Here is a 24,229-nt window from a genome sequence, read left to right on the forward strand (position 1 = left end):
CCGGAAGGAGATCCGCCCATGACCGCTCAGTACGCCCCCACTCCCGCCACCGTCCCGGCCACCGCCCCCGCCACCGTCCCGGCCACCGACGCGCGGGCCGCGCGGAAGGCACGGAAGGCGCGGTGTGCGCTTCTGCGGCGGCGCATACGGCCGGAGTCGGTGCTGCTGGCCTCGGGGGCGGCGCTGGTCCCCTGGCTGTACGTACTGGCCCGGACGGTGCCGTCCACGGCCCAGGTCGGCCACTGGAACACCGTCTGGGTGGGCCTGGACGCCCTCGAGGCGCTCGGGCTGCTCTCCACCGCCGCGCTGCGCAGACGCGGCGACGACCGCCATCGCCTGACCGCGGCGGCGACGGGAGCGCTGCTCGTGGTGGACGCGTGGTTCGACACGGTGACCGCCGCGCCGGGCGGGGAACTGGCGGTGGCGGTCGCGATGGCGGCCTGCGCGGAGCTGCCGCTGGCGGCGCTGTGCACGGCGCTGGCGCTCGGCCGCCGGGGGCGACGGACCGCGACCGGCACCGCCGCGACACCGGGGACGCCTGAGCCGCTTGGGACACCCGAGCCGCTTGGGACGCCTGAGCCGCTTGGGACACCTGGGCCGCCCGGGCCGCCTGGGCCACTTGGGACGCCGGTCAGCCCTGGACCGCCGACCACCCCTGGACCGCCGACCACCCCTGGACCGCCCGTCACCCCTGCGAGGCGGCCCACCACAGAATGAGCGCCGCCGCCGCGAAACAGGCCAGCATGATCAGGAGGACCTGCCGCCGCGCCGCCGCGTCGGCGGTCATCCGCGGGGAGCCGAGGGCTCCGTGCGCCTGGGCGAGGTGGTCGAGTCCCTTGTGGCGGGCGCCACCGGAGGTGATCCGCTCCTGCCAGTCGCAGTGCCGGCAGCCGAGCAGCCGCCGCTGCCCCGGACCGTAGCCGTAGCTCACCTCGAAGACCGTGCCGTCCTCGCGAGTGGCGGTGATGCGATGTGTCACGCCTCGCACGATTGGTGAACCCCCCGTTCTGCCGAGCCGACGGGCCCCGGTGCCACGGACATCGCGTCCGCGGCGCCGGAGCCCGTCGTCGGGTATGTGTCCGGTGCCCGTGGTCCGGGCGCGATGGCCCGGGCCAGGTCAGCAGCCGATCAGACGGCCGCCCAGGTAGGACTGGATCTGGTCGAGGGAGACCCGCTCCTGCTTCATCGTGTCGCGCTCACGCACGGTCACGGCGTTGTCGTCGAGGGTGTCGAAGTCCACGGTGACGCAGAAGGGCGTGCCGATCTCGTCCTGGCGACGGTAGCGGCGGCCGATCGCGCCCGCGTCGTCGAACTCGATGTTCCAGTGCTTGCGCAGGTCCGCCGCGAGCCCCTTGGCCTTCGGCGAGAGCTGCGGGTTGCGGGACAGGGGCAGCACCGCGACCTTGACCGGCGCCAGGCGCGGGTCGAGCCGCATCACGGTGCGCTTCTCCATCTTGCCCTTGGCGTTGGGCGCCTCGTCCTCGACGTACGCGTCGAGCATGAAGGCCAGCATCGCGCGGCCCACGCCCGCCGCCGGCTCGATGACGTAGGGGGTCCAGCGCTCGCCGGCCTCCTGGTCGAAGTACGACAGGTCCTGGCCGGACGCCGCCGAATGCGCCTTCAGGTCGAAGTCGGTGCGGTTGGCCAGGCCCTCCAGCTCGCCCCACTCCGAGCCGCCGAAGCTGAAGCGGTACTCGATGTCAGCGGTGCGCTTGGAGTAGTGGGAGAGCTTCTCCTTCGGGTGCTCGTACCACCGGATGTTCGCCTCCTGGAGACCGAGGTCCCGGTACCAGTTCCAGCGCTGCTCCATCCAGTACTCGTGCCACGTCTCGTCCTCGCCCGGCTTGACGAAGAACTCCATCTCCATCTGCTCGAATTCACGCGTGCGGAAGATGAAGTTTCCCGGCGTGATCTCGTTGCGGAACGACTTGCCGACCTGCGCGATACCGAACGGCGGCTTCCGGCGCGAGGTCTGCTGGACGGCGAGGAAGTTGGTGAAGATGCCCTGGGCGGTCTCGGGGCGCAGATACGCGATCGAGCCGGAGTCCTGGGTCGGGCCGAGGTGGGTGGCGAGCAGCCCGGAGAACTGCTTGGGCTCGGTGAAGCTGCCCTTGTTGCCGCAGTGCGGGCAGTTGACGTCGGCCAGGCCGTTCTCGGGGAGCCGGCCGTGCTTGGCCTCGTACGCCTCCTCCAGGTGGTCCGCGCGGAACCGCTTGTGACAGGAGGTGCACTCGGTGAGCGGGTCCGTGAAGGTGGCGACGTGGCCGGACGCCTCCCACACCTCACGGGCCAGGATCACGGACGAGTCGAGTCCGACGACGTCGTCACGAGAGGTGACCATCGAACGCCACCACTGCCGCTTGATGTTCTCCTTCAGCTCCACACCGAGCGGTCCGTAGTCCCAGGCGGCTCGCTGGCCGCCGTAGATCTCGCTGCACGGGTAGACGAAGCCACGGCGCTTGCTGAGGCTGACGATGGTGTCGATCTTGTCGGCGGCCACGGTGCTCTCTTCATTGATGACGACATTGACGACGAAGCGAATGCTTCAGGTTACCGGCGGCGGCACCCCCCGGATCAAATCGGTAGTCGAAGCGATCAACAAGAGGACAGTTGTTGACAATCGTTTCCATCTTTGTTGAAAATGAGAGTCATGAACATACGCCGCCTCAGGCCCACGACCGCCCTCGTCGGAGCCGCCGCACTCGGTCTGACCACCCTCACAGCCTGCTCCTCCGACGTCGGCGACGGAAGGACGGACGGCAAGCTGGACGTGGTGGCGTCGTTCTATCCCCTGCAGTTCCTCGCCCAGCGGATCGGCGGGAACGCCATCCATGTGTCCTCCCTGACCAAGCCCGGCGTCGAACCGCACGATCTGGAGATCAGCCCCCGGCAGACCGCCGATCTCAGCAAGGCGGGCCTGGTGGTCTACCTCAAGGGGCTCCAGCCCTCGGTCGACCGGGCCATCGGACAGGCCGAGCCGAAGCACGTCGCCGACGCCGCCTCGTACACCACGCTGGAGGACCACGGCACCGAGGTCGAGGGCGACCACGGGGGCGCGGACGCGGGCGGTCACGGGGGCGAAGGCGGTCACGGGGGCGAGGGCGAGAAAGGGCACGAGGGCCACGCCCACTCCGGCGACGCCGCCGCCGACCCCCACATCTGGCTGGACCCGGTGCGCTACGCCCAGGTCGCCAAGGGCGTCGGCAAGGCGCTGGAGAAGGCCGACCCCGATCACGCCACGACGTACAAGAAGAACACCACCGCCCTGGTCAAGGAGCTGACCACGCTTGATCAGGACTTCCGGAGCGGTTTGAAGGACCGTTCTTCGGACACCTTCATCACAACCCACGCCGCCTTCGGCTATCTCGCCGAGCGCTACGGCCTGCGGCAGGAGGCGATCTCCGGCCTCGACCCCGAATCCGAGCCCAGCCCGGCCCGGATCAAGGGGCTGCACAGCGTCGCCAAGAAGGACAAGGTCAACACCGTCTTCTTCGAGACCCTCGTGAGCGACCGGACGGCGAAGACGCTGGCGGGCGACCTCCATCTGCGGACCGATGTGCTCGATCCCATCGAGGGCATCGGCGACAAGTCCAAGGGCGACGACTACATCCAGGTCATGCGATCCAACCTGAAGGCCCTGCAGAAGGCGCTGGGCACCAAGTGACGGACCACCCCACGGAGGTCGAGGAAACGATGGCGACCGAGGAACCCATGGAAACCGAGGAGCCGGACATAGCCCCGACCGCGCCCCCGCATCCGGGACCGGCCACGGACGCACCCACGCATCCGGCACCGGCCACTCATCCGGCCCCGACCGTGGACCCGGCCGCCGACCCCATATCCCTGCGCGGCGCCACCGCCACCCTCGGTGGCCGCCCCGTGCTGCGCGGCATCGATCTGACCGTCCGCCGCGGCGAGGTCGTGGCGCTGCTCGGCGCCAACGGCTCGGGCAAGTCCACCGCCGTACGGTCCATCGTCGGCCAGGTGCCGCTCAGCGGCGGTGAGCTGGCCCTCTTCGGCACCCCCCGCCGCCGTTTCCGCGACTGGGCCCGGATCGGTTACGTACCGCAGCGCACCACCGCCGCCAGCGGCGTCCCCGCCACCGTGCGCGAGGTCGTCTCGGCGGGCCGGCTGGCCCGCCGCCGGTTCGGCCCGCCGCGCAAGGCGGACCGGGCGGCCGTTCAGCGGGCCCTGGAGCTCGTCGGCATGGCCGACCGCGCCCGGGACCCGGTGAGCGCCCTCTCCGGCGGTCAGCACCAGCGCGTGCTGATCGCCCGCGCGCTCGCGGGCGAACCGGAACTGCTGATCATGGACGAGCCGATGGCCGGGGTCGACCTCGCCAGCCAGGAGATCCTTGCGGGCACCCTCCGCGAGCAGGTCGCCACCGGTGCCACGGTCCTCCTCGTCCTCCATGAGCTCGGCCCGCTGGAGCCGCTGATCGACCGCGCGGTGGTGCTCCGCGACGGCTGCGTGGTCCACGACGGACCGCCGCCCAAGGCCGTGGGCCAGCACGCGCTGCCCGGCCACGATCACGTCCATCCCCATGCGGCGTCCGACGCCGAACCGATCCGGACAGGGTTGCTGACCTGAGATGCTCGAGATCCTCGACTACGCCTTCATGCAGCGGGCCCTGCTCGCCGCCGTCCTGGTGGGCATCACCGCGCCCGCCGTCGGCATCTACCTCGTCCAGCGCCGCCAGGCGATCATGGGCGACGGGATCGGCCATGTCGCCCTTACCGGCGTCGCCCTCGGCTTCCTGACCGGCGCCAACCCCGTGTGGACCGCCGTCGCCGTCTCCGCCCTCGGCGCGATCGCCATGGAGCTGATCCGCTGGTATGGCAAGACCCGTGGCGATCTCGCGCTCGCGATGCTCTTCTACGGCGGGATGGCGGGCGGTGTGCTGCTGATCAACCTCTCGCCGACCGGCTCCAACGCCAACCTCACCACCTATCTCTTCGGCTCGATCACCACGGTCTCCCCCGAGGACGTCGTCGCGATCTCCCTCCTCGCCGCCTTCGTCGTAGTGATCACTCTGGGGCTGCGCCGCCAGTTGTTCGCGGTGTGCCAGGACGAGGAGTTCGCCCGGGTGACCGGCCTCCCGGTGCGCACGCTCAACCTGCTGCTGGCCATCACCGCGGCCGTCACGGTCACCGTCGCCATGCGCGTCGTGGGCCTGCTCCTGGTCAGCGCCCTGATGGTGGTCCCGGTCGCCGCCGCCCAGCAGGCCACCCGGGGCTTCGCGATGACGCTCGCGCTGGCGATCACCATCGGCGTCGTGGTGACCCTGTCCGGCACGGTCTTCTCCTTCTACAAGAACGTCCCGCCCGGCGCGAGCATCGTCGTCCTCGCCATCGGCGTCTTCGCCGTGATCACGGCCCTGGCCGCGCCCCTGGCGAAAAGACGCGCTCAACGGGTGGCCGAGGCCGAGGAACGGTGCACGGTGAGGGACGATGTACTCGTATAGTCCACGTACTCGCACGGTCCACCGCTCGGTCCACCGCTCGGTCCGTCCCTCAGTCTGTCGCTCTCGTCCGTCCCCCGAGCGATAACTGGCACAATGGCCGGGCAGAAGACGCAGTGGGCGCGGAGAGTAGCCGCGAGAGCGACGGAGCATGTGAGGTTGAGGAGGCAGCCGTGGTAACCGCGGGTCCCCCAGTACGCGGCCGGTCCACCAGGCAGCGCGCCGCGGTGGCGGCAGCACTGGACGAGGTGGACGAGTTCCGCAGTGCGCAGGAGCTCCACGACATGCTCAAGCACCGGGGCGACTCGGTGGGCCTGACCACCGTCTACCGCACCCTCCAGTCCCTGGCCGACGCCGGCGAGGTCGACGTCCTCCGCACTACGGAGGGCGAGGCGGTCTACCGCCGCTGCAACAGCGAGGAGCACCACCACCACCTGGTCTGCCGCGCCTGCGGCAAGGCGGTGGAGGTGGAGGGCCCCGCCGTCGAAAAGTGGGCCGACGCGATCGCCGCCGAGCACGGCTTCGTGGACGTGGCCCACACGATCGAGATCTTCGGCACCTGCGGCGACTGCGCGGCGGCGAAGGCCGCGCAGGGTTGATCTCCCCTTCGCGGGGTTGGCCCCCGCCCCGCTCCGATTGATCTCTGTCGGGGATTGTGGATACGGTGCCCGACGTGACGAGCCCTGAATCAGACAGAACGGAGCCGCCGGTCGTTCGGCGGCGAGCAGTTGTCTGAACCGCTGACCTGACTTTTGGGTCGATCTCGCTTCCAGCGACCGGACACGACTCCGTGTGTCTGGTTCCGTCTCGGGCTCGTCGTAGTCATGACGTATTCATGGCTCGTCGTGGCGTAGTCCGACATCCAGCACGCGGCTGTTCTTGCCCGCATCCGCTCATCGCTGGAGTCGTCTTGCCTGTTTTCCTTTACGTCCTCGCGCTCGCCGTCTTCGCGCAAGGAACATCCGAGTTCATGCTGTCCGGTCTCGTACCGGGCATCGCCCGCGACCTCTCCGTGTCGGTGGGAGCCGCGGCGAGTCTGACGTCCGCGTACGCGATCGGAATGATCGTCGGCGCACCGGTGATGGCCGCGCTGAGCGCGCGATGGCCGCGGCGGAGGGCGCTGGCGGGGTTCTTGGCGGCGTTCGTCGTCGTGCATGTGATCGGCGCGGTGACGACGGACTTCGCCGTGCTCTTCGGTACTCGTATCGTCGCCGCGATCGTCAATGCCGGTTTCCTGGCGGTCGCGATGTCCGTCGCGACGGCTCTCGTCCCGGCGTCGCAGCACGCCAGGGCCACCGCCGTTCTGCTGTCCGGGGTCACGCTGTCGTGCGTCGCGGGTGTCCCCGCGGGGGCGTTGCTCGGGGAGTGGTCCGGCTGGCGCTCCGCGTTCTGGGCCGTGGCCGCCCTGTGCCTGCCCGCGCTGACTCTGGTCTTCCGCCAGGCGCCCGCCGACGCGGCCGGTCGGGAGGAAGTCTCGATCAGGCGGGAAGCGCGTGTGGTGGCGTCGCGCCCGGTGCAGTGGGCCATGGTCCTGGCGGCCGTGGTCAACGGGGCGACGTTCGCGACCTTCGCCTACCTGGCCGTCATCGCCACGGACATCACCCACCTCCCCGACGCCGCCGTCCCCGCTCTTCTCGCCGCGTTCGGGGTGGGCGCCTTCGTGGGGGTGACCACGGCCGGCCGTAGGGCCAACGGCGGGTTCGGGAGGGGCCTGCTCCTGGCCGTGTGTGCCCTGCCGGTCGGCTGGGCGGTACTGGCCGCGACCAGCCCCTACGCGGCCCCGCTCTTCATCGTGACCGTCCTGCAAGGCGGCCTGTCGTTCGGCATCGGCTCGACCCTCGTCACCCGCGTCATGCGTACGGCCTCCCAGGCTCCCTCGCTGGGCGGCTCGTTCGCCACGGTCGCCCTGAACGCGGGTGCCTTCTTGGGCCCGTTGGTCGCGGGCCTCGTGACGGAGACGACGGGCGACTACCGGGGCGCGGTGTGGGTCAGCGCCGCGCTGGCCGCGACGGCGGTGGGTGCTGTCGCCGCTTCCCGGGCATGGGGTGCCCGCGTGGGGGTCGAGGAAGCCGGGTACTGACGTCCGCGATTCGGGGTGACGTACCGGCCGCATCCTCGCCGCTGAATGTCAATCCGCGCTGCGGGAGCTGGACTTCCGCAGCGCGGATGCGGCGTGGCGGCTGAAGGCTCGCACGATTATCGGCCGTCGCCGAGGGGTGCCAGTTTTCGGCTGAGCTTGAGCACCTCGCTGACCGTCCGGGGGTCAGTGCTTCCCCGGTAGTCGGGGACGGGGGTGGCCTCGGGGCCTATGAGCGGGCCCGTCTGGCCGTCGAGTGAGGTGCCGGTCGCGGCGACGATGGACGGTCGGGCGGCCACCGACGCGGGACCGGACTCTCCGGAGGAGCCCTTCACTAGGCCGGTGGCGGGGATCACCCCGTCGGAGATCTCCGCCCGCGGGAAAGGCTCCACCACTTTGAGGTCCACGCTAGGGGAATCGCCCCCCATAAAGCAGCTTGTTCACCACGCCAATTTCAGCCGCTTGTGCATACCTGGGTGAATATCCGATCACCATCATCACGTTCGCCTCACGGCTGCAGGCGCGGCAGAAGCTCGATCGCCTTGCGCATCTCGGCGACCTCATACCCGGTGCGCAGAAAGAGTTCCCGGCCGTTCATCTCCGCGAGCACCCTTTCAGCGAACGGTCGCCAAATCCCGATGACCTCCCCCGGCAACTCCAACTTGACGATACCCGTCCCGTCCGCGCCGGGGCTTGACCCTTCGAGTAGCGAAACGGCAGAGGATTCGGCTTCCAACACGTCGACCGAGATGGGATCCGGCTTCACCGCCCTAGCGATTTGCCTGGCCAGGCGAACACAACGGAGCAGCTCATCCCGCAGGTGAGCATCCTCCGACCGATCACTCCCCTCAGGCAAATTCGGAATCTCTTTCGTCACCTGAAAGATGATCTTAAACTTATCGAAGGCAATTTGAACTCGCTGCACAATCAAACTCCCCATCTACCGCTACTCGAGATCTTCGAAATAGGTTTTCCCTTCCTTCGGCGTAAATACCGTTCCCCCATCTCCTTGCTCAACCACCACCGCGCCCTTGTCCGGATCCCAGTAGGCTATCCTCTCCCTGGAGAGGTAACGAACTTCAATACCCGGCACATCCTGGTTGATCACCTTATCCACATAATCATCCAGATCGTTGGGCTTGACATCTTTAACATAATGATCGAGACCACCCTGATCCTTCGCTCGGTCACGGGAGTGTTGTGCGATATTTTTTGCTGTCTCGCATGCCTCCCGGCCCACAGGGTCGATGAATCTGTGGGGATTCGTGACGTACGCGTGGTGATTGGGAGCAGGCTCGAGGCCCAGGGGGTCCGGGGTGACGTAGCGGGCCGTTTCCGGGTCGTAGTGGCGGAAGTAGTTGTAGTGCAGGCCCGTTTCGGGGTCGGCGTATTGGCCGGGGAAGCGGAGGGGGCAGTCGACCTTTGAGGTGCTCGCTCGGGAGGGGAAGTGGGTTCCCCAGAGGGTGGTGCGGTACTGCCAGGACAGGTCTCCGTCAGGGGTGACCAGTTCTGTTGGCGTGCCGACCAGGTCGGTGATGATGGCATGGAAGCCGGGTGGCGTCTCGTCCTCGGCGCCCGTGAACTTCTCGATGAGGGATGCGCCGGGCTTCCGGATCAGCGGGGTGTGGTCGGTTTGGGCGAGGGGACGGTGGGTGCCTGGGGCGTAGTCCCAGGTGGTGTGTACGCCCTCGGGAGTGGATTGCTCGGCCAGGCGGGTGTCTTCCCACGTGAAGTCGATCGATTCGGCGATCGTGCCGTCATCCGCCAGGCGCTGTTTCGATATGCGGCGGCCGAGGGGGTCGTATATGTAATGCCAGTGGTCGCCGTCCGGGGTCATCGCGTCGGTCAGGCGGTCTTCGGCGTTCCAGGTGTAGGCCCAGGTGCGGGTCTGGCCGTTGAGGAGTTTGCGGGTGCGGCGGGTCAGGCGGCCCTGGGTGTCGTGTTCGTAGGTGGTGCGGCCCGCTCGGTGGACGATCGTCCCCGAGAACTCCCGGTCGCCGGGTGACGCGTGTGCGGGGGCGGAGGCGTGGGTGAGGTTGCCCGCCGAGTCGTAGGCGTAGGTTTCGGTCCAGCCGTGGGCGTGGACCCCCGTCACACGGCCTACCGGGTCCAGGTCGAAGCGGCGGGTGCCGGAGGTGAGTTCGCGGATCTCGGTCAGGTAGCCGTCCGCACGGTAGGCGTACGAACGGTGCTGGAGGATCCGGTTCGCTTCGCTGGCGCGGCCCTCGCCGATCGTTTGCGTCGTGAGGCGGTCTGCCGTATCCCACGTCTGGGTCAGTCTCACCGCCTCGCCCACGCGGCGTTCTGTCTCCCGGCCCGCCGCGTCGTACACGAAGGTCAGAGTGCCGGCCGTACCGGTCCGCAGTGCGGTGGGGCGGCCCGCCTCGTCGTAGGTCCAGGCGCTCGTCAGGCCGGACGGAGTCGTGCGTTCGGTGCGGCGCCCCACCGCGTCATACAAGTACCTCGTCGTGCGGCCGTTGACCGTTTCTGACAGGACGCGGCCCAAGGCGTCCCGTTCGAGGGTCAGTTCAACGTCCGGATTGCTCGCTTGGGCCAGGGCACTCTGCGCGTCGTAGGCATACGTCGTCCGTGCGCCCGCCTCGTCGCGTTGTTCCGTCGTGCGGCCCAGCGCGTCCCGGGTGAGGTACAGGGTCTCGCCCGCGCCGTTGGTGCGGGTCAGCAGGTCGCCGGCCGCATCGTGGGTGTAGGTGAGGGTGCGGCCGTTGAAGTCGGTCTCGGTGGTGAGGCGGCCCGCCGGGTCGTAGGTGTAGGTCCACGTCAGGCCCTGGGGGTTGGTGACCTCGGTCAGGCGCAGCTCGGTGTCGTACGCGAAGGCGTACGCCGCGCCGTCCGGCTCCGTGCGGGTGGCGGGGACGTCGAAGTGGGTGGAGGTCTGGTGGGTGGTGTGTCCCGCCGGGTCCGTGTGGGTGAGGAGGTTGCCCTCGCCGTCCCAGGTCCAGCTCTCCCGGGACCCGTCCGGCTCCTCGCGCCACGCCGGTTTGCCCTCGGTCGTCCAGCCCATACGGGTGGTGTGGCCCAGCGGATCCGTCGCCTCGACCACCCGGCCGAAGATGTCCCGGCGGACGCTCGTGGTGTGGCCCAGTGGGTCCGTCACGGCGATGGGGAGTCCGGCCCTGTCCGGGATCAGACGCGTGGTGTTGCCCAGCGCGTCCGTCACCTCGGCCAGGTGGCCCCGCTCGGTGTAGGCGTAGGTCGTGGTCGACCCCGTCGGGTCCGTGGTGGCGGTCAGGTTCCCCGTGTCGTCGTACGTGTGGCGCCAACTCCCGCCGCCCGGCTCCGTTACCTCCAGCGGCAGGCACAGCGCGTTGTACGTGGCCTCCGCTCGCGCCCCGTCCGGGAGGGTGACGCCCGTCAGGTTGCCGTCCTCGTCGTACCCGTAGCGCGTCGTACGCCCCAGGGGATCCGTCACCGCGACCTTACGGTCGCCGCGCGCGTCCCACTCCGTCAGCGTGGTGTGGCCCAGCGGATCGGTCTCCTCGATCAACTGACCGTCGGCGTTATAGCGATACGTCGTGCGGTGGCCGAGCGAGTCCGTGTAGACCGTCGTCCGCGCCGCGTCGTCATACTCCAGGCCGCCGTTGTAGACGCCGTCGCTGCCCTCGGTGCGCACCACCTTCCCGTCCGGCCCGTACACATACCGGAACGACGTGCCGTTGCGGTCCGTCCAGGACGTCACCCGCCCCTGGGCGTCGTAGGTGAAGCGCAGCGGCTCGCCGCTGGAGTTGGTGACCCCCGTAAGGTTGCCCGCTTCGTCGTAGCCGTAGCGCATCACCACCGTGCCGCCCTCGCGGCTCTGCCCGGGGGCATAGACCGACGGCGGTTCGTCGAGGAGCCGGAGCGCGGTGACCCGCTGGCCCTCGGTGTCGACGGCCAGGTAGTAGCCCCCGGAGTGGCGGACGGCCAACGGGACGCCGCTCAGGGCCCGTTCGATCTCAATGCGGGCACCGTTGCGGTCCTGGAGGCTCTCCAGGGCCAGGTAGACCGCGCCCGGCTCCTCCGTGGCGGCGGGACGGACGAACGTCCGCACCACACCCGCCTCCGGGTCGGTCACCGTCATGACACCGTCCGGCTTGCCGTCCCACTCCAGCGGCCACCGCGCACCCTTCACCGGCAGCGTCGGCAACCCCGGCTCCGGCACCGGATACACCAGCCGCATCCCGTCCGCGGCGGCGAACACCACGCCCTCCGGGTCCAGTTGGATCCGCTCGTCCAGCAGGCTGGTCCAGGTCGGGCCGAACCACACCCCGCCCCGGTACGAGGACACATGGGTGCGCTCGAAAACCAGCGGCAGCGAACCGGGCAGCATCAGGTCGGTGTGCTCCATCAACATCGCACCCGTCGCGATGTCGATCGGCTCACCCGTGCACGGGCACTTCTTGGCCGGGCGGGCAGCCGGGCCCTCCTCGACGAGATTCGGCCGCAGCGAGGGCACCTTCGGCGGCCTGAGCAAGTCCGGGACACCAGTGAGCTTCGGCATCACACCGGGCTTGAGCACACCCAGCCCGGCGCCGAAGATCCCACCGTCGATCATGCCGTCCTTGGCGGCCTGGTTGACCTCATCCAGGCTGAAACCCTTCTGCTGCCCCAGCGCGATCTTCACCGGCTGCGCCACCGCCGCGTCGATCGTCACCGACAGCACGCTCGTGAAGACCGCACCAGTGAAGATCTCCGCCGCCAGCGTCGCCACGGCCTCCTCCACCGCGATGCCCAGCCCGCTGGCCATCGCGATGACCTCCGCGGCCACCTCGTCCGAGGCACCCCCGGTGAACGGCGTCAGCAGGAGACCACCGACCAGCGCAGCCGCGTCGATCGCGATCTGCGCCTTCAGCGTGTCGATGGCGTCATCGACCTTGTCGGCGAACTTCTCCAGGAACTTCGCCATGTTCCGGGCGGACTTGGCGAGGTTGCTCAGCCAGCCCTCGTCCTTCCCCTTGGCGTAACGCCCCCAGAACGTCTCAAAGGCATCGATCGCCTCACCCTTGTTGTGATGGATGAGCGTCGTGGCCGCCTTGTCGGTCGCGACCCGCACATCGTCCACACTGTCGGCGAACGTCCGCCAGGCGTCGGCCGCGTGGCGCAGAGTGCCGGAGTTGGCATCCGGCCACCACATGCCGAGCTTCATGAGGAGGGCCTTGGCCTTCTCCTCGATCTCGCTCCCGAAACTCACCGATGACCGCCCGCACCCGGACCCTGGTCATGACCCGAGCCGTGCTTGGCCTTGGTGAACATGCCCTCAATGAGCTTGTCGTTGTCGACATGACCGTCGGCCATATCGTTCATCGCCTCATAGATGCTGGTCAGCCCGAGAACGAGAATGCCGGCCGCCGACTCGATGTGCTTCTGGTTCGGCTTGTACTGCTTGCCGAAGTCCTTCCCCGGCTTGTCATCCCCCCACGGCTCCCCATAGCCGTCCAGCGCCGAGATCAGCTTGGTCAGCGCCTCACTCAGCTTCACCGACTGGTGATGGAACGTCGGCGCGACGGACTTGATGTCCGCCACCTTGATGTCCAGAACCTTGCCGCCGCCGCTGCTGCCGCCACTGCCGCTGCCGCTCCCCATGCGACGCCTCCCCCCGTTGAGCGTTTGTCGTACAAAGCTTCCAGGCTAGGGCGGCGATCATCATGAGCCGTTCAATGTGGTCTCTGCAACGAGCAAAGAGTGCCGACCCGGTACGACTCAGAGACACAGCAGGTTGGCACCCCCGCTCAAGCTCATGGCTTCATGGACGTGGCCCATACGATCGAGATCTTCGGCACCTGCAGCGACTGCTCGACGGCGAAGACTGTGCAGGAGTAACCCCCGCCCTGTTCCGATTGATCTCTTCGGGGCTGTGAATACGGTGCCCGACGTGGCGAGCCCTGAATCAGACAGAACGAAGCCGCCGGTCGCTCGGCGCCGAGTCGTTCTCTGACCACTGACCAAACTCTTCGGCCAACTCTGAGGCAGCCTAGCCCCCAACGCGAAGCTTGATTTGGCGGTTGTGTTCTGCGTGATCCACGACCGTAGCCGTCAGAACCCCGCCCTCAACAGGCCAATCTTCCGGATCTATCGGAACATCACCAGGGAGATACGAGATAGCGTCCACAACAGCGGGAACATCGGGAAAATTGTCCAACTTCACAAATATTCCGAAGGGTAGACGCTTCTCGACGATGCCACTTACGCGCACTCCGACAGGAATGCGCGACTTGACCTCAAGCCATTTGCTCTCATCGACCTCGCCAGTCACTTGGCGCTAGACCCCCAGGCCGTTCACGGCACCGTGAACCAGCAGATGTCCCCCGAGTCCGGCAACCCCGGGAGCTTCGCCATCTCCGAGCGGATCCTGTCGAGGGTTTCCCCCTTCGTAGTGCTCCAGGGCGCGAAGGGGTGCGCGTCCGACGAGGTGAGGTCTCCAGCACGGACGCCTCGGTCGTACAGGTCACCGATGAGACGGACCGTCATTTCCCTCAGCTGCGACTGGCTCGCGCCCTTGCCGAGAATGCTCGCCACCGCACCACTGATCACAGAAAAGCCCAACCAGTCGTCATGCGCATATTCCAGCAAATACTTGAACTCTTCTTCTGGAGGCAGGCGCGAATCATCTCGCGTACTCGTCGACCTCAGCTCGAGCGATTCGCCGGACGTGACAGCGATGCGGGATCCTCCTTCAAACTGGAGCTCAGCTTGGACCAGATCCCCATGCTCATTGACTTGTTTCCTCAGCGAGAGGATTTTACCGAGGCTTTCTTCGGGAAGAGTAGAAATATCGCGATAGGTCCATGCATCGCGAGGGTGGCACCACTGAGGAAGCTCTGGCCACGTTCCTTTCTCAATACGCAGTGTCCAATCCGTCCCTGAGGCCAGGCCCAGCGACCCGGATTCCTTGAAAATCAATTCGATGGCCTCGGGGGACGCCGTTGGATCGCTCTCTTCGGGGAGGTAGTAGATGCCCATGACGGCGACAACATTCCGATCAGCAAGAGAGACAAGTCCATGGGTCATTGCGGCATCAGTGGCGGGTGAAGTGGGTGAGGGTGACGCCGCCGGGGAAGGCGGTGCGTTCGGCGACGTCGAAGACGGTGGGATCGAAGGCGCCGTCGAAGGCCGGGATTCCGGCTCCGGCGACGACCGGGTAGTTCTTGATCACCAGTTCGTCGACCTCGGGCAGGAGGGCACCCGCCAGCTTGCCACCGCCGCAGAGCCACACGTTCAGTCCCGTGTCTTCTTCCCGCTTGAGCTCGCGTACGAGGGCGAGTGGGTCGCCCGGGACGACGGTGACGGCCGGGTCGATGTCGGGCTTGAGGGTGCTGGACACCACGTACTGGCGCAGATGCGCGTACGGGCTGCCGATGCCCGCGTCCAGGGCGGGGCGGTAGGAGCCGAGGCCCATGATGACGGTGTCGAAGTGGCGGTTGGGCGCGTCGGTCAGGCCGACCATGGCGCGGTGGGCGGTCGGGACCGTCTCGGGAAACAGCGTGTTGGTCCAGGCCGAGTAGGCGGCGGACTGCTGTTCGTCACCGGCGGGGAAGAAGTCGTACTCGCCGCCGGGGCCCGCGATGCGGCCATCGAGCGTGACGGCGACGTAGTACACGAGCTTTCGCATCGTTGGCAGCTCCATCCGTAGTACTCTGACTGAAGTGGTTTGAACGTAGTACTACAACTGGAGTGGTGTCAATGGTGAGACGGAACGACGAGCGGCGCGCCGCACTCGTCGACGCTGCGATCGAGGTGTTGGCCAGGGAAGGCGCACGCGGCCTGACCTTCCGCGCGGTGGACACTGAGGCCGCCGTCCCCGCCGGTACGGCATCCAACTACTTCGCCAACCGCGACGATCTGCTCACCCAGGCCGGCGCCCGCGTCTATGAGCGGCTCCAGCCCGACGAGGCCACGATCGCCCGCCAGCGGGCGGCAGGCCGCGACCGGGAGACCTATGTGGAGCTGATGCGTGAACTCGTCGGCCGCGTCGCCTCGTTCCGTACCGGCTATCTGGCCCTGCTGGAACTCCGCCTCGAGGCCACCCGGCGCCCCGCGCTGCGTAAGGTCCTCACCGAGCGGGTGCGGGCCGACGTCGATGCCAACGTCGCCTACCACGAGGCGTCGGGGCTTCCCGGCGACGCCATGGCCGTCAAGCTGCTGATACTGGCTCTGAACTGGCTGATCGTCGAGCAGCTCACCCTGCCGGACGTCTTCACGGAGGCTGAGCGTGACCAACTGGTGGCGGCCGCGGTGGAGCGCATCGTGGCGGCGGAATAGCCGTGGCGGCGGCGGGGTGAGCGTGGCGGCGGACCAAGCGACCGCCGCTCATGCTGTCTACGCGCCCTACGCGCTTACTCGGACGACGAGTCGTCCTTCTTGAGCTGGTCCTCGTTCGGGATCGCCCCGCCGAAGCGGCGGTCCCGCGAGGCGTACTCCAGGCACGCCCGCCACAGGTCGCGGCGGTCGAAGTCGGGCCACAGCACGTCCTGGTACACCATCTCGGCGTACGCGCTCTGCCAGATCAGGTAGTTGGACGTACGCTGCTCGCCCGACGGGCGCAGGAAGAGGTCCACATCCGGCATGTCCGGGTAGTAGAGGTACTTCGCGAACGTCTTCTCGTTCACCTTCGACGGATCGAGCCGCCCCGACCGGACGTCCTCCGCCAGCGCCTTCGCCGCGTCCGCGATCTCCGCCCGGCCGCCGTAGTTCATGCAGAAGTACATCGTCATGGCGTCGTTGTCCTTGGTCTGCTCCTGAGCGACCTGGAGTTCCTGCGCCACCGACTTCCACAGCTTCGGCATCCGGCCCGCCCAGCGGATCCGTACGCCCATCGCGTCCATCTCGTCGCGGCGGCGGCGGATGACATCGCGGTTGAAGTTCATCAGGAAGCGCACCTCGTCGGGCGAGCGCTTCCAGTTCTCGGTCGAGAAGGCGTAGAGGGAGAGGTTCTTCACGCCCATCTCGAGGCAGCCCTTGAGCACGTCCAGCACGACGCCCTCGCCGACCTTGTGCCCCTCGGTGCGCGGCAGCCCGCGCTCCTTGGCCCAGCGGCCGTTGCCGTCCATCACGCACGCCACGTGGGTCGGCACCAGCTCACCGGGGATCTTCGGCGGCCGGGCGCCGGACGGGTGCGGCTCCGGGATCCGGTACTCGCGCCGCTGTCGGCCCAGAAACCCGCGTCCTGCCATGCCTGCCACGTCTCCCTCAGCTCTTGCTCTCTGTGCTACTGCCTTGTGCTGCTACTTCTCTACGTACCGCAGCGACCGAAGCCCCCGCTCCAGGTGCCAGCTCAAATACGCCGCCACGAGGCCACTGCCCTCCCGGGCGTGCCGCAGCTCACACGCGTCCGCCGTCTCCCAGTCGCCCGTCAGCAGCGCGCCCAGCAGCGTCAGCGACTCCGCCGAGGGTACGACGCTTCCGGGCACCCGGCACTCTCCGCAGATGACCCCGCCCGCGCCGACCGAGAAGAACCGGTTCGGACCGGGCATCCCGCACTTGGCGCAGTCGTTGAAACTCGGTGCGTAACCGTTGACCGCGAGCGAGCGGAGCAGAAACGCGTCCAGGACGAGATGCGGCTGATGCTCCCCGGCGGCCAGGGTGCGCAGGGCGCCGACGAGGAGCAGATACTGCTGTACAGCGGGCTCGCCCTCGTGGTCGGTGAACCGCTCGGCCGTCTCCAGCATGGCCGTACCGGCGGTGTAGCGGGCGTAATCGGTGACGATCGACCCACCGTACGGCGCGATCGTCTCACTCTGCGTGCACAGCGGCAGCCCGCGCCCGATCAGCTCGCCACCACCGCGCGAGAAGAACTGCACGTCGACGTGGCTGAACGGTTCGAGCCGCGCCCCGAACTTCGACTTCGTCCGCCGCACCCCCCGCGCGACGGCGCGGACGCGGCCGTTGTTGCGGGTGAGCAGGCTGATGATCCGGTCCGCCTCACCCAGCTTCTGGGTGCGCAGCACGATGCCGTCGTCGCGGAACAGACTCATGGCGCCCATTGTCCCCTAGCGGGACAGATGATCGAACCGCCCAGCCTTCACGGCCCGAGTAAGCGCCCGGAGGGCGGCGGGGGTGGTGGCGATCACGGTCCGGGGTTCGTCGCTCTCCCGGAGGAGGATCGCGGCGTCGGGGGCGTGGGCCAGCTCCACGCAGGCGTTGTCCGGGGCGTCCGCCGAGTAGGAGGACTTCCGCCACTGTATGTGGGACATCTCCATGCCTTCAGAGTCAGGGCGCGATGGCGTGAATGAAATCGCGCGTGTCTTCGGGTGTGAGGGACAGCTCTTCCGTCCGATCGAGAATCCGCCGGTAGTTGGCGAGGTGGGTCTCTCCGTCAAGGAACATCACACCGGTGGGCGCGTCGAGTTGCACCGTATCCAATTGCGGGACCGCCCCACACACATAGGCAGCCGAGACCCCGGCGTTGGGAAACCCTCCGGCGGAGAAGGGGATGGCTCGCACCGTGACATTGTCCCGCTCCGATGCCTCAAGGACACGCTCAAGCTGAGCACGGGCCACCTTGGCCCCACCGAACCCCATCCTCAGCGCAGCTTCGTGAATCAGGAAGGTGCACGGCGGCGGATCGTCCCGATCCAGGACATCGCGACGGCGCAACCGGAAGGACAGGCTGACCCGAAGTTGCGCGGGGGTGGGTTCCGGCTCGGCGATCGAGAACACGGCCTTCGCATAGTCCTCAGTCTGCAGCAGACCCGGGATGTGCATGATCTGCACGGCGCGCAAGCTCACGGCTCGGAATTCGAGCTCGGCCAGGTCAAGGGCGCTGGCAGCCATCTTGCCCTGATACTCATCCCACCAGCCTCGGCCGCGCTCGGTGGCCATGGCCGCGAGAGCGTCAACATACGCCTGGTCGCCGCATGAGTAGACGGCGGCCAGCATCCTGACGCGTTCCTCACTCACGCCCAGGCGCCCCGACTCCATGTTGCTGACCCGTGCACCCTCGGCACCCAGTTGCTGAGCCGCGTGGGCCACGGCCATCCCGGCGTGCTCACGCATCTTGCGCAACTCCGTGCCAACGCGGCGCTGTCGCGCGGTTGGGGCTGCTTTCTGCGGCATGCGCACACCCTCCCCTTGCCCATTTCGTCACACAGTGCGCCTGTGACATTACTCGAATCCACGAGCGGCTGCATAAATACAGCGAACACCGCTGCATTGCTGCATCCGAATGCCGTATGGTCCTTGTAGCGCAGCGCATCGAACCAATCACGCACCGCGTTGGGAGCACCCTCATGCCCGAAGTCGCCGCAGTCACCAAACCCCCGTACGCCTACCGCCTCAGCGCCCCCAACTCCCCCAAAAGCCCCAGGGTCTGCCGAGACGCCATCGCCGCCCTCCTCCAGGCCAACGACCTGCACGACCTCGCGGACACGGCGAAACTCCTGGTCTCCGAGGCCGTGACGAACGTCAACCGGCACACCAACACCCAACTGATCCACATCGACACCCTCGTCCGCGACCGCATCGCGACGATCGCCGTACGCGACGGCTCCCCGGACCGCCACCCGTACCCCCGCGACGCGGCCCCCGACGACGAGGGCGGCCGGGGGCTGTTCCTCATGCAGGAGCTGGCCTACGCGTGGGGCGTCACCTGGGAATACGGGCTGCGCCCCACCAGTAAGCACATCTGGTTCGAACTGCGCGACCCAGTCACCGAATAACAGGCCCAGCGGCGCGCCACAAGGTCACCGCTCCTCGGCAGGGGAATCGGCCAGACACCTCTCGATGCGGGACCGCACGGCCACGGCCCGGGGGTCGGTGTACGTACCCACGTGGGACAGGGCCTCGACCCAGTGGACGCGAGCCGCTTGGAGGTCTTCCCTCTCCACGGCGGCAGCCAAGTGGCCGAGTTCCAACGCCTGCTGCCAAGTATCACCGAGCTGGTCGTGCACGGCGGCGGCCCTGCGATGGAACGCGGTGGCCTCGTCGTAGCGGTCCATTGCCGCAAAGGTCAGTCCGGTCCCTCGCCAGGCGAGGGCTTCGCGGCTGCGGTCACCGAGGCGGCGATGGAGCTTGGCGGACCGCTGGTACGAGGTCAGCGCGTCGCCGTATTGCCCAGCGACACGCTGGATTTCGCCCAGTGTGAGCAGCCAAAAGCCTTCCAGGACGTGACTCCTGACGTTGAGCGCGATGTCGAGGGCCTCGTCGATCGCACGTCGTGCCGCTGTGAGCTCGCCTTGCTCTCGACGGAGCTCGGCGACGATATACAAGGCATTGCCCACGCTTCTTTCATTGTTCAGGGCTCGGTGGGCGGCGAGCGCCTGTTGGGCGGCCTCCTCGGCCTCGGGCAGGCGGCCCGCATCGAGACGGGTGCTGGCGATGTTGGACAGGGCCATGGCCGCCCTGCGGGGTTCATCCGCGTCACGGAAGATGGCAGCGGCACGCTCGAAGTGATCAGCGGCCGGGTCGAGTTGGCGGCTCTCAAGGTGAATCAGGCCGATGAGATTCAGCGAGCGCGCCTCTTCAAGGGGCATGGCTGTCCTGTGCGCCAGTTCCCTGGCGCGTCGGTGACATTCCATGCCCTCGTCGAGGCGGCGGTATTTCCGGTAGGCCATGCCGAGGTAGTTGAGCAATCGGATTTGGGCACCCGGTTCGTCCGCCCGTTCGGCTGCCGCCAGACCGGCACGCATCGGGTCGATCCAGTCACTGTCTGACGCTGACGGGTAGCGGGCAATCCACAGCACCTCGGCCAAGCGCCAGGCGAGAGTGTCGATCCCGGCCGATACGGCGGCCGGAACCAAACGGAGCAGAGTCGTGTGTTCACGGTCCGCCCAGTCCGCCGCCGCGTCGTAGTCGGCGAAGACCAGGGGAGGCACGGAAGCTGTCGACGCGGCCAGGAGAGAATGCTGCTCGGAGGGTCTGAGCCAGCTCTGCGCCGCGTCAGCAGTATGCAGATACCAGTCCAGCACACGGTGCAGGGCCGCGCTCCGTTGCTCGGGAGGTTCATCGCTCTGCGCCTGACCGGTGGCGAAGGCACGCAGCAAGTCATGGAACTGGAATCGGTCCGGTGCCGTCTGTTCAAGTAGGTGGGCGCCCACGAGGTCATCCAGGAGTTGCCTCGTACGACTGAGGCTGAGTTCGCAGAGGGCCGCGGCCGCGTGGAGGCTGAACTCGGGACCCGGATGAATTCCCAGCAGGCGAAAAAGCCGTGCGGAGGATTCCGGCAATGCGCGGTAGGACCAGGCGAAGACCGAGTGGACCGCTTCTGCTTCCTCATCGATCCCGGTGCTGAGCGCATCCCACAGCGCCGACTCGTCCCGCAAGTCAGAGATGAGATCGTCGATCCTCATATGCGGATGGCTGGCGGCCCGCTCTGCCGCGATACGTAAGGCGAGTGGCAGCCGAGCGCACAGACGGGCCAGTTCGGTCAGCTTTTCCCCGTCGTCTCCGGGCCGATAGCCGCTGGTGACCGCGCGCAGTAAGGCGATCGCCTCAGGCTCGGGAAGCGTGCCGAGCGTCAGACGGCGGGCCCCGTCTCGTACGGTGAGGCCGGAGAGCCGATTGCGGCTGGTCACCACTACCAGGCTGGTGCCAGTACCGGGGAGGAGCGGCCGCACCTGGCTGACCGTGGCGGCGTTGTCGAGCAGGATCAGGACACGTCGCTCGGCGAGCAAGGAGTGAGGTTCCCCCGAGATGCGGGGAGGGGTGACAGAGGGTCAGATGGGTCTCACGAGAGGAGCCCAGACGATGCCTGCCCCGAGGAAATACCCGCTGGAGTTGCGTGACCGCGCGGTCCGCATGTATCGCGCCGCCGAGCCGAAGCCCGTCATCCGCCGTATGGCAGAGGAACTCGGGGTGCATCACGAGGCTCTGCGCAACTGGATCCGTCAGGCCGAGGCTGATGCCGGTGAGCGAGGCGACATTCTCACCACCGCCGAGCGTGAGGAGCTGGCTGCTCTGCGGAAGGAGAATGCCCAGCTCAAGCGGGCGAACGAGGTCCTGCGGACGGCCTCAGCTTTTTTCGCGGCCCAGCTCGACCCGACCCGGCCCAGGTGACCGCGCTCGTCGATGCGCACCCGCACCTGGGGGTCGAGCCCGTACTCCGGGAACTTTCCATCCCCTCCTCCACCTACTACCGCTGGCGCCAGGCCGAGAAGGAGCCATGCAAGCGACGCCGCCAGGACGCCGAGCTCACCGGGAAGATCCGGCAGGTCCACGCCGACTCCGGCGGGATCTACGGCTCACCCCGCGTGCACGCCGTCCTCCGGCGTGAAGGCATCCACGTCGGCCGCAAACGCATTGAACGGCTCATGCGCCAAGCCGGCCTGGCCGGGATCAGTCCCCGGCGGGGCAAGGGCTTCACCCGACGTGACCCGGACGCGGAACCGGCCCCTGACCTGGTGCAACGCGACTTCACCGCGAACGTGCCGAACCGGCTGTGGGTCACGGACCTGACCATGATCGCGACGGAGGAGGGCCCGCTGTGGCTGTCCGCGATCCGCGACGCGTTCTCCCGCCGGGTGGTGGCCTGGGAAACCTCCGCCCGCGCAGACGCCGATCTGGTCCTGACCACGCTGGAGTATGCCCTGGCCAGCCGCGAAGTCGCCCCCGGTGAGCTCATTCACCATGCCGACCACGGCTGTCAGTACACGTCCGTGAAGCTCACGACACGCCTGGTCAGGGCCGGTATCCAGGCGTCCATGGGCTCGGTCGGCGACTCGTTCGACAATGCCCTGGCGGAGAACCTGTGGATGGTCATCAAGACCGAGTGCATCCGCGGCCGCGTCTTCCCCACCAGAGCCGAAGCGAACCTCACGCTCTTCGAGTACATCGACGGCTTCTATAACCCCCGCCGCATCCAGAAACGGCTCGGCTACCTCAGCCCGATCGAGTACGAGGAGAAGCATTACGCCAGCCAGGCAACGGCCGAACAAGTGAACCTGAAACCACGTCAACCCTCCCTGACCAGCTAGTCAGCCACCCCCGTACAGCGGGGGAACCTCAGAGCGGTACAAAGCGGCGGCATCATCGACGTCCTGGGGGATTTGGTCGGCAGGCACGCCGAGCGCGCGCAAGAATCGGCGTAGTGCCTGGTCTGCGATGACGGGTTCGCCGGGGTCGTAGCCACGCAGATTGACGAAGAGCTGACCGTCGGGAAAGCGGTCCTTGACTTGGTGAGCCCAGTGCAGCACCAGCGAGGTTTTCCCCGCACCTGCCGTGCCGGCCACTACATGGATCGAGACAACCAGTCGGTCGCCGCTTTGGCTGGTCAGGATCGCATCAAGCTGATTCAGTTCGTCGCTGCGGTTGACAAAGGCATGCACATCAGCCGGAAGCTGGCGTGGTATGAGGCTGGCCGACTCCCCCGGCACCCGCTGGTAAAAATTGATGCCGCCCGAGACGTTGCCGGCCTGCACGACGTCCCGAGACGACCCTGACAGGTCATTCTGAGAGCCTTGTGGGCGACTTCCCTCGCCTCCGGCCGGAGCGTTGGATTCTGTTCCGCTCATGCCGCCGGGGGCGGCGGAAGGTGCACCACCGCGCGCTCGAAGTAGGATCGGATATCCTCCGCTACAGCCCAGGCCTGCTTCACGTAAGTCACCCAAGGTTTTACGATCTCGGGGTCGGTGAAACGACGGGCACTCTCGAAGGCTCCGGTCTCAGTGTAGAGAATCTCATAAAAGGTGAGATTGTCGAGAATGACGAACTCGGGCAGAAGGCGATCGGTCTCAGCGGCGGCAACTTCCTTCGCGGGCAGTACACGGGTAGGGTGCCCGGCCTCCGCGCGGACGTGGAGCGAGTGCAGCTCCCATTGCATGTATGGCGTCAGCGGCTCTTCCACCACGCGCAAGCGATGGAATGGGGAGCCGTTCCGCCGGTCCTCTTCAGCCGCCTTCTGTGTGGCCTCACGCCTCGCTTCGAAGAGCCGGAGCGCTTCGTCCCAGTCGCCTCGACGGAGCGCGTCCCGGGTGGGGCTGTCCTTCTCTTCGAAGTGTTGCAGCCGTTCCAACTTCCAGGACTCGCCGTGACGGATGGCCCTGCGCCGTGTCCGGAAGTCACTGACATAGGCGTCGTCATCGAGTGGTTCGCCTCGGTCGACCGGGAGCGCGGGGGCGCGAAGATCAAGCATCGAGAATATCTACCTTTGCCGCAATGAGCATGTTTCCGGGAATCACAACCAGCCGCTCATCGGGCCCGATGGACACGCCAGTCGGTAAATGTGAGGCGTAGACGGCAGTAAGGTCTCGGCCGATTACGGCGACATCGCCGTTGTCAAGCTGCCAGATATCCGGGCACTTTTCTTCGTCCTCGGAGTTCCCAAGCTCTGCCGCCGACTTTCCCAGACGTTTGGCGAATAACGCCGACGGGTCAGCTTCCCAGAGACGAGCCATCAACTGCCTCCGTAATCCCAACGTCACTGACTGTCCATCATCTCAAGGATGACACATGACGTGTCAGGCATGCTATGACCGTGGCGCCAACGAGCGGCGACGACGCATGGTTCACCGCCGGAGTCCCGATCCCACCGTGACGGACGGGAGACGTAGGTACGGTGTCCAGCCTGTCGGACACCCGGAGGAGCCGGAAGCTCACCCTTCTGCGCTGGTCGTACGCGCCCGAGTGGTGGGCCGACCTGCTGAAGCGCACCGGGTTCGTCGACATCGACGCGACGGTGCTCCCCGCACCGAACCCGGAGGACGTCGGCACGCTCATGGTGCGCGCGAGCGCTCCGAAGTGAGTGGGGGGTGGCCGGAGGGGAC

Annotated in this window: 27 protein-coding genes; 11 read left to right on the top strand and 16 right to left on the bottom strand. The window is 67.5% G+C overall.

What is annotated here, in order from left to right:
• Positions 1 to 18 precede the first annotated feature (18 nt).
• Positions 19 to 717 (top strand): hypothetical protein, encoded by a 699-nt coding sequence (locus STRVI_RS55175; protein ID WP_014060585.1) that lies wholly within the window; start codon positions 19 to 21, stop codon positions 715 to 717.
• Here STRVI_RS55175 and STRVI_RS36480 read toward each other — a convergent pair.
• Complete coding sequence (locus tag STRVI_RS36480) at positions 686 to 979, bottom strand: hypothetical protein (protein ID WP_251982813.1); 294 nt, start codon at positions 977 to 979, stop codon at positions 686 to 688. The two genes, STRVI_RS55175 and STRVI_RS36480, sit on opposite strands and share 32 nt — an antisense overlap.
• A gap of 138 nt (positions 980 to 1,117) precedes the next feature.
• Entirely contained in the window at positions 1,118 to 2,500 is a 1,383-nt protein-coding gene (locus STRVI_RS36485) for a glycine--tRNA ligase (protein WP_014060587.1), read from the bottom strand.
• 150 nt (positions 2,501 to 2,650) lie between these two features.
• On the opposite strand from STRVI_RS36485, the gene STRVI_RS36490 reads away from it, so the two are divergent.
• From STRVI_RS36490 to STRVI_RS36510, 5 genes are all read left to right on the top strand, one after another.
• Positions 2,651 to 3,664: a metal ABC transporter substrate-binding protein gene (locus tag STRVI_RS36490; protein WP_014060588.1), complete on the top strand. Its 1,014-nt coding sequence runs from the start codon at positions 2,651 to 2,653 to the stop codon at positions 3,662 to 3,664.
• Positions 3,665 to 3,711: 47 nt separating this feature from the next.
• Positions 3,712 to 4,590 (top strand): metal ABC transporter ATP-binding protein, encoded by an 879-nt coding sequence (locus STRVI_RS36495; protein ID WP_435532637.1) that lies wholly within the window; start codon positions 3,712 to 3,714, stop codon positions 4,588 to 4,590.
• Between the two features lies 1 nt (position 4,591).
• A complete protein-coding gene (locus STRVI_RS36500) occupies positions 4,592 to 5,464 on the top strand; it encodes a metal ABC transporter permease (protein WP_014060590.1) in 873 nt (290 codons plus the stop codon).
• Positions 5,465 to 5,634: 170 nt separating this feature from the next.
• Positions 5,635 to 6,060: a Fur family transcriptional regulator gene (locus STRVI_RS36505; protein WP_014060591.1), complete on the top strand. Its 426-nt coding sequence runs from the start codon at positions 5,635 to 5,637 to the stop codon at positions 6,058 to 6,060.
• A gap of 311 nt (positions 6,061 to 6,371) precedes the next feature.
• Positions 6,372 to 7,541, top strand: coding sequence for a Cmx/CmrA family chloramphenicol efflux MFS transporter (locus tag STRVI_RS36510; protein WP_014060592.1), 1,170 nt, complete (start codon positions 6,372 to 6,374; stop codon positions 7,539 to 7,541).
• Between the two features lie 116 nt (positions 7,542 to 7,657).
• Here the strand turns inward: STRVI_RS36510 and STRVI_RS36515 are convergent, their stop codons facing one another.
• The 6 genes from STRVI_RS36515 to STRVI_RS36540 all read right to left on the bottom strand — a co-directional run bounded on the left by STRVI_RS36515 (position 7,658) and on the right by STRVI_RS36540 (position 15,144).
• On the bottom strand, positions 7,658 to 7,933 hold the full coding sequence (locus tag STRVI_RS36515; protein WP_150112952.1) for a hypothetical protein: 276 nt from the start codon (positions 7,931 to 7,933) through the stop codon (positions 7,658 to 7,660).
• A gap of 113 nt (positions 7,934 to 8,046) precedes the next feature.
• Positions 8,047 to 8,478 carry a hypothetical protein gene (locus STRVI_RS36520; RefSeq protein WP_014060594.1) on the bottom strand — a complete coding sequence of 144 codons (432 nt, stop codon included), beginning with the start codon at positions 8,476 to 8,478 and terminating at the stop codon, positions 8,047 to 8,049.
• Positions 8,479 to 8,484: 6 nt separating this feature from the next.
• Complete coding sequence (locus tag STRVI_RS36525; RefSeq protein WP_251982985.1) at positions 8,485 to 12,681, bottom strand: DUF6531 domain-containing protein; 4,197 nt, start codon at positions 12,679 to 12,681, stop codon at positions 8,485 to 8,487.
• A 41-nt stretch (positions 12,682 to 12,722) separates the two neighbouring features.
• Entirely contained in the window at positions 12,723 to 13,118 is a 396-nt protein-coding gene (locus STRVI_RS36530) for a hypothetical protein (protein WP_014060596.1), read from the bottom strand.
• Positions 13,119 to 13,811: 693 nt separating this feature from the next.
• Positions 13,812 to 14,495, bottom strand: a complete 684-nt coding sequence (locus tag STRVI_RS52260) for a hypothetical protein (protein ID WP_014060598.1) — start codon at positions 14,493 to 14,495, stop codon at positions 13,812 to 13,814.
• A 55-nt stretch (positions 14,496 to 14,550) separates the two neighbouring features.
• On the bottom strand, positions 14,551 to 15,144 hold the full coding sequence (locus tag STRVI_RS36540) for a dihydrofolate reductase family protein (RefSeq protein WP_014060599.1): 594 nt from the start codon (positions 15,142 to 15,144) through the stop codon (positions 14,551 to 14,553).
• 71 nt (positions 15,145 to 15,215) lie between these two features.
• On the opposite strand from STRVI_RS36540, the gene STRVI_RS36545 reads away from it, so the two are divergent.
• Positions 15,216 to 15,794, top strand: coding sequence for a TetR/AcrR family transcriptional regulator (locus tag STRVI_RS36545; RefSeq protein WP_014060600.1), 579 nt, complete (start codon positions 15,216 to 15,218; stop codon positions 15,792 to 15,794).
• A 74-nt stretch (positions 15,795 to 15,868) separates the two neighbouring features.
• Here the strand turns inward: STRVI_RS36545 and STRVI_RS36550 are convergent, their stop codons facing one another.
• Genes STRVI_RS36550 through STRVI_RS36565 form a run of 4 tightly spaced genes read right to left on the bottom strand, consistent with a single transcriptional unit; the run spans position 15,869 to position 18,587 of the window.
• Positions 15,869 to 16,705, bottom strand: a complete 837-nt coding sequence (locus STRVI_RS36550) for an isoprenyl transferase (protein WP_014060601.1) — start codon at positions 16,703 to 16,705, stop codon at positions 15,869 to 15,871.
• A 51-nt stretch (positions 16,706 to 16,756) separates the two neighbouring features.
• On the bottom strand, positions 16,757 to 17,506 hold the full coding sequence (recO, locus tag STRVI_RS36555; RefSeq protein ID WP_043237091.1) for a DNA repair protein RecO: 750 nt from the start codon (positions 17,504 to 17,506) through the stop codon (positions 16,757 to 16,759).
• Positions 17,507 to 17,521: 15 nt separating this feature from the next.
• Positions 17,522 to 17,725: a DUF397 domain-containing protein gene (locus STRVI_RS36560; protein WP_014060603.1), complete on the bottom strand. Its 204-nt coding sequence runs from the start codon at positions 17,723 to 17,725 to the stop codon at positions 17,522 to 17,524.
• A gap of 16 nt (positions 17,726 to 17,741) precedes the next feature.
• On the bottom strand, positions 17,742 to 18,587 hold the full coding sequence (locus tag STRVI_RS36565; protein ID WP_014060604.1) for a helix-turn-helix domain-containing protein: 846 nt from the start codon (positions 18,585 to 18,587) through the stop codon (positions 17,742 to 17,744).
• Positions 18,588 to 18,760: 173 nt separating this feature from the next.
• Between STRVI_RS36565 and STRVI_RS36570 the strand changes: the two genes are divergently transcribed.
• On the top strand, positions 18,761 to 19,189 hold the full coding sequence (locus STRVI_RS36570; RefSeq protein ID WP_014060605.1) for an ATP-binding protein: 429 nt from the start codon (positions 18,761 to 18,763) through the stop codon (positions 19,187 to 19,189).
• A 24-nt stretch (positions 19,190 to 19,213) separates the two neighbouring features.
• On the opposite strand, the gene STRVI_RS36575 is transcribed toward STRVI_RS36570, so the two are convergent.
• Positions 19,214 to 21,142 (bottom strand): tetratricopeptide repeat protein, encoded by a 1,929-nt coding sequence (locus STRVI_RS36575; RefSeq protein WP_014060606.1) that lies wholly within the window; start codon positions 21,140 to 21,142, stop codon positions 19,214 to 19,216.
• Positions 21,143 to 21,215: 73 nt separating this feature from the next.
• Here STRVI_RS36575 and STRVI_RS36580 point away from each other — a divergent pair, with 73 nt between their 5' ends.
• Both STRVI_RS36580 and STRVI_RS36585 read left to right on the top strand, forming a co-directional pair.
• Positions 21,216 to 21,524 (top strand): transposase, encoded by a 309-nt coding sequence (locus tag STRVI_RS36580; protein ID WP_014043695.1) that lies wholly within the window; start codon positions 21,216 to 21,218, stop codon positions 21,522 to 21,524.
• A complete protein-coding gene (locus tag STRVI_RS36585; protein ID WP_014043694.1) occupies positions 21,521 to 22,441 on the top strand; it encodes an IS3 family transposase in 921 nt (306 codons plus the stop codon). The genes STRVI_RS36580 and STRVI_RS36585 overlap by 4 nt, the downstream gene beginning before the upstream one ends.
• Here STRVI_RS36585 and STRVI_RS36590 read toward each other — a convergent pair whose 3' ends face one another.
• From STRVI_RS36590 to STRVI_RS49280, 3 genes are all read right to left on the bottom strand, one after another.
• Complete coding sequence (locus tag STRVI_RS36590; RefSeq protein ID WP_043237094.1) at positions 22,442 to 22,885, bottom strand: ATP-binding protein; 444 nt, start codon at positions 22,883 to 22,885, stop codon at positions 22,442 to 22,444. It lies immediately after the preceding gene.
• Positions 22,886 to 22,974: 89 nt separating this feature from the next.
• Positions 22,975 to 23,598: a DUF6879 family protein gene (locus tag STRVI_RS36595; RefSeq protein WP_014060608.1), complete on the bottom strand. Its 624-nt coding sequence runs from the start codon at positions 23,596 to 23,598 to the stop codon at positions 22,975 to 22,977.
• Entirely contained in the window at positions 23,591 to 23,860 is a 270-nt protein-coding gene (locus STRVI_RS49280; RefSeq protein WP_014060609.1) for a hypothetical protein, read from the bottom strand. Before STRVI_RS49280 ends, STRVI_RS36595 begins: the two co-directional genes overlap by 8 nt.
• Positions 23,861 to 24,021: 161 nt before the next feature.
• Between STRVI_RS49280 and STRVI_RS36600 the strand changes: the two genes are divergently transcribed.
• Positions 24,022 to 24,207, top strand: a complete 186-nt coding sequence (locus STRVI_RS36600) for a hypothetical protein (protein WP_043237097.1) — start codon at positions 24,022 to 24,024, stop codon at positions 24,205 to 24,207.
• Positions 24,208 to 24,229: the final 22 nt, after the last annotated feature.

This window comes from Streptomyces violaceusniger Tu 4113 (genome assembly GCF_000147815.2).
In the GTDB taxonomy this organism is placed as follows: domain Bacteria; phylum Actinomycetota; class Actinomycetes; order Streptomycetales; family Streptomycetaceae; genus Streptomyces; species Streptomyces violaceusniger_A.

Bases quoted from the DNA above. Each gene is read 5' to 3' on its own strand.
- STRVI_RS36545 (WP_014060600.1), top strand. From the start codon at position 15,216: ATGGTGAGACGGAACGACGAGCGGCGCGCCGCACTCGTCGACGCTGCG.
- STRVI_RS36520 (WP_014060594.1), bottom strand. From the start codon at position 8,478: ATGGGGAGTTTGATTGTGCAGCGAGTTCAAATTGCCTTCGATAAGTTT.
- STRVI_RS49280 (WP_014060609.1), bottom strand. From the start codon at position 23,860: ATGGCTCGTCTCTGGGAAGCTGACCCGTCGGCGTTATTCGCCAAACGT.
- STRVI_RS36550 (WP_014060601.1), bottom strand. From the start codon at position 16,705: ATGGCAGGACGCGGGTTTCTGGGCCGACAGCGGCGCGAGTACCGGATC.
- recO (WP_043237091.1), bottom strand. From the start codon at position 17,506: ATGAGTCTGTTCCGCGACGACGGCATCGTGCTGCGCACCCAGAAGCTG.
- STRVI_RS36530 (WP_014060596.1), bottom strand. From the start codon at position 13,118: ATGGGGAGCGGCAGCGGCAGTGGCGGCAGCAGCGGCGGCGGCAAGGTT.
- STRVI_RS36540 (WP_014060599.1), bottom strand. From the start codon at position 15,144: ATGCGAAAGCTCGTGTACTACGTCGCCGTCACGCTCGATGGCCGCATC.
- STRVI_RS36565 (WP_014060604.1), bottom strand. From the start codon at position 18,587: ATGCCGCAGAAAGCAGCCCCAACCGCGCGACAGCGCCGCGTTGGCACG.
- STRVI_RS36580 (WP_014043695.1), top strand. From the start codon at position 21,216: ATGCCTGCCCCGAGGAAATACCCGCTGGAGTTGCGTGACCGCGCGGTC.
- STRVI_RS52260 (WP_014060598.1), bottom strand. From the start codon at position 14,495: ATGGGCATCTACTACCTCCCCGAAGAGAGCGATCCAACGGCGTCCCCC.
- STRVI_RS36525 (WP_251982985.1), bottom strand. From the start codon at position 12,681: ATGAAGCTCGGCATGTGGTGGCCGGATGCCAACTCCGGCACTCTGCGC.
- STRVI_RS36495 (WP_435532637.1), top strand. From the start codon at position 3,712: ATGGAAACCGAGGAGCCGGACATAGCCCCGACCGCGCCCCCGCATCCG.
- STRVI_RS36560 (WP_014060603.1), bottom strand. From the start codon at position 17,725: ATGTCCCACATACAGTGGCGGAAGTCCTCCTACTCGGCGGACGCCCCG.
- STRVI_RS36500 (WP_014060590.1), top strand. From the start codon at position 4,592: ATGCTCGAGATCCTCGACTACGCCTTCATGCAGCGGGCCCTGCTCGCC.
- STRVI_RS36570 (WP_014060605.1), top strand. From the start codon at position 18,761: ATGCCCGAAGTCGCCGCAGTCACCAAACCCCCGTACGCCTACCGCCTC.
- STRVI_RS55175 (WP_014060585.1), top strand. From the start codon at position 19: ATGACCGCTCAGTACGCCCCCACTCCCGCCACCGTCCCGGCCACCGCC.
- STRVI_RS36595 (WP_014060608.1), bottom strand. From the start codon at position 23,598: ATGCTTGATCTTCGCGCCCCCGCGCTCCCGGTCGACCGAGGCGAACCA.
- STRVI_RS36490 (WP_014060588.1), top strand. From the start codon at position 2,651: ATGAACATACGCCGCCTCAGGCCCACGACCGCCCTCGTCGGAGCCGCC.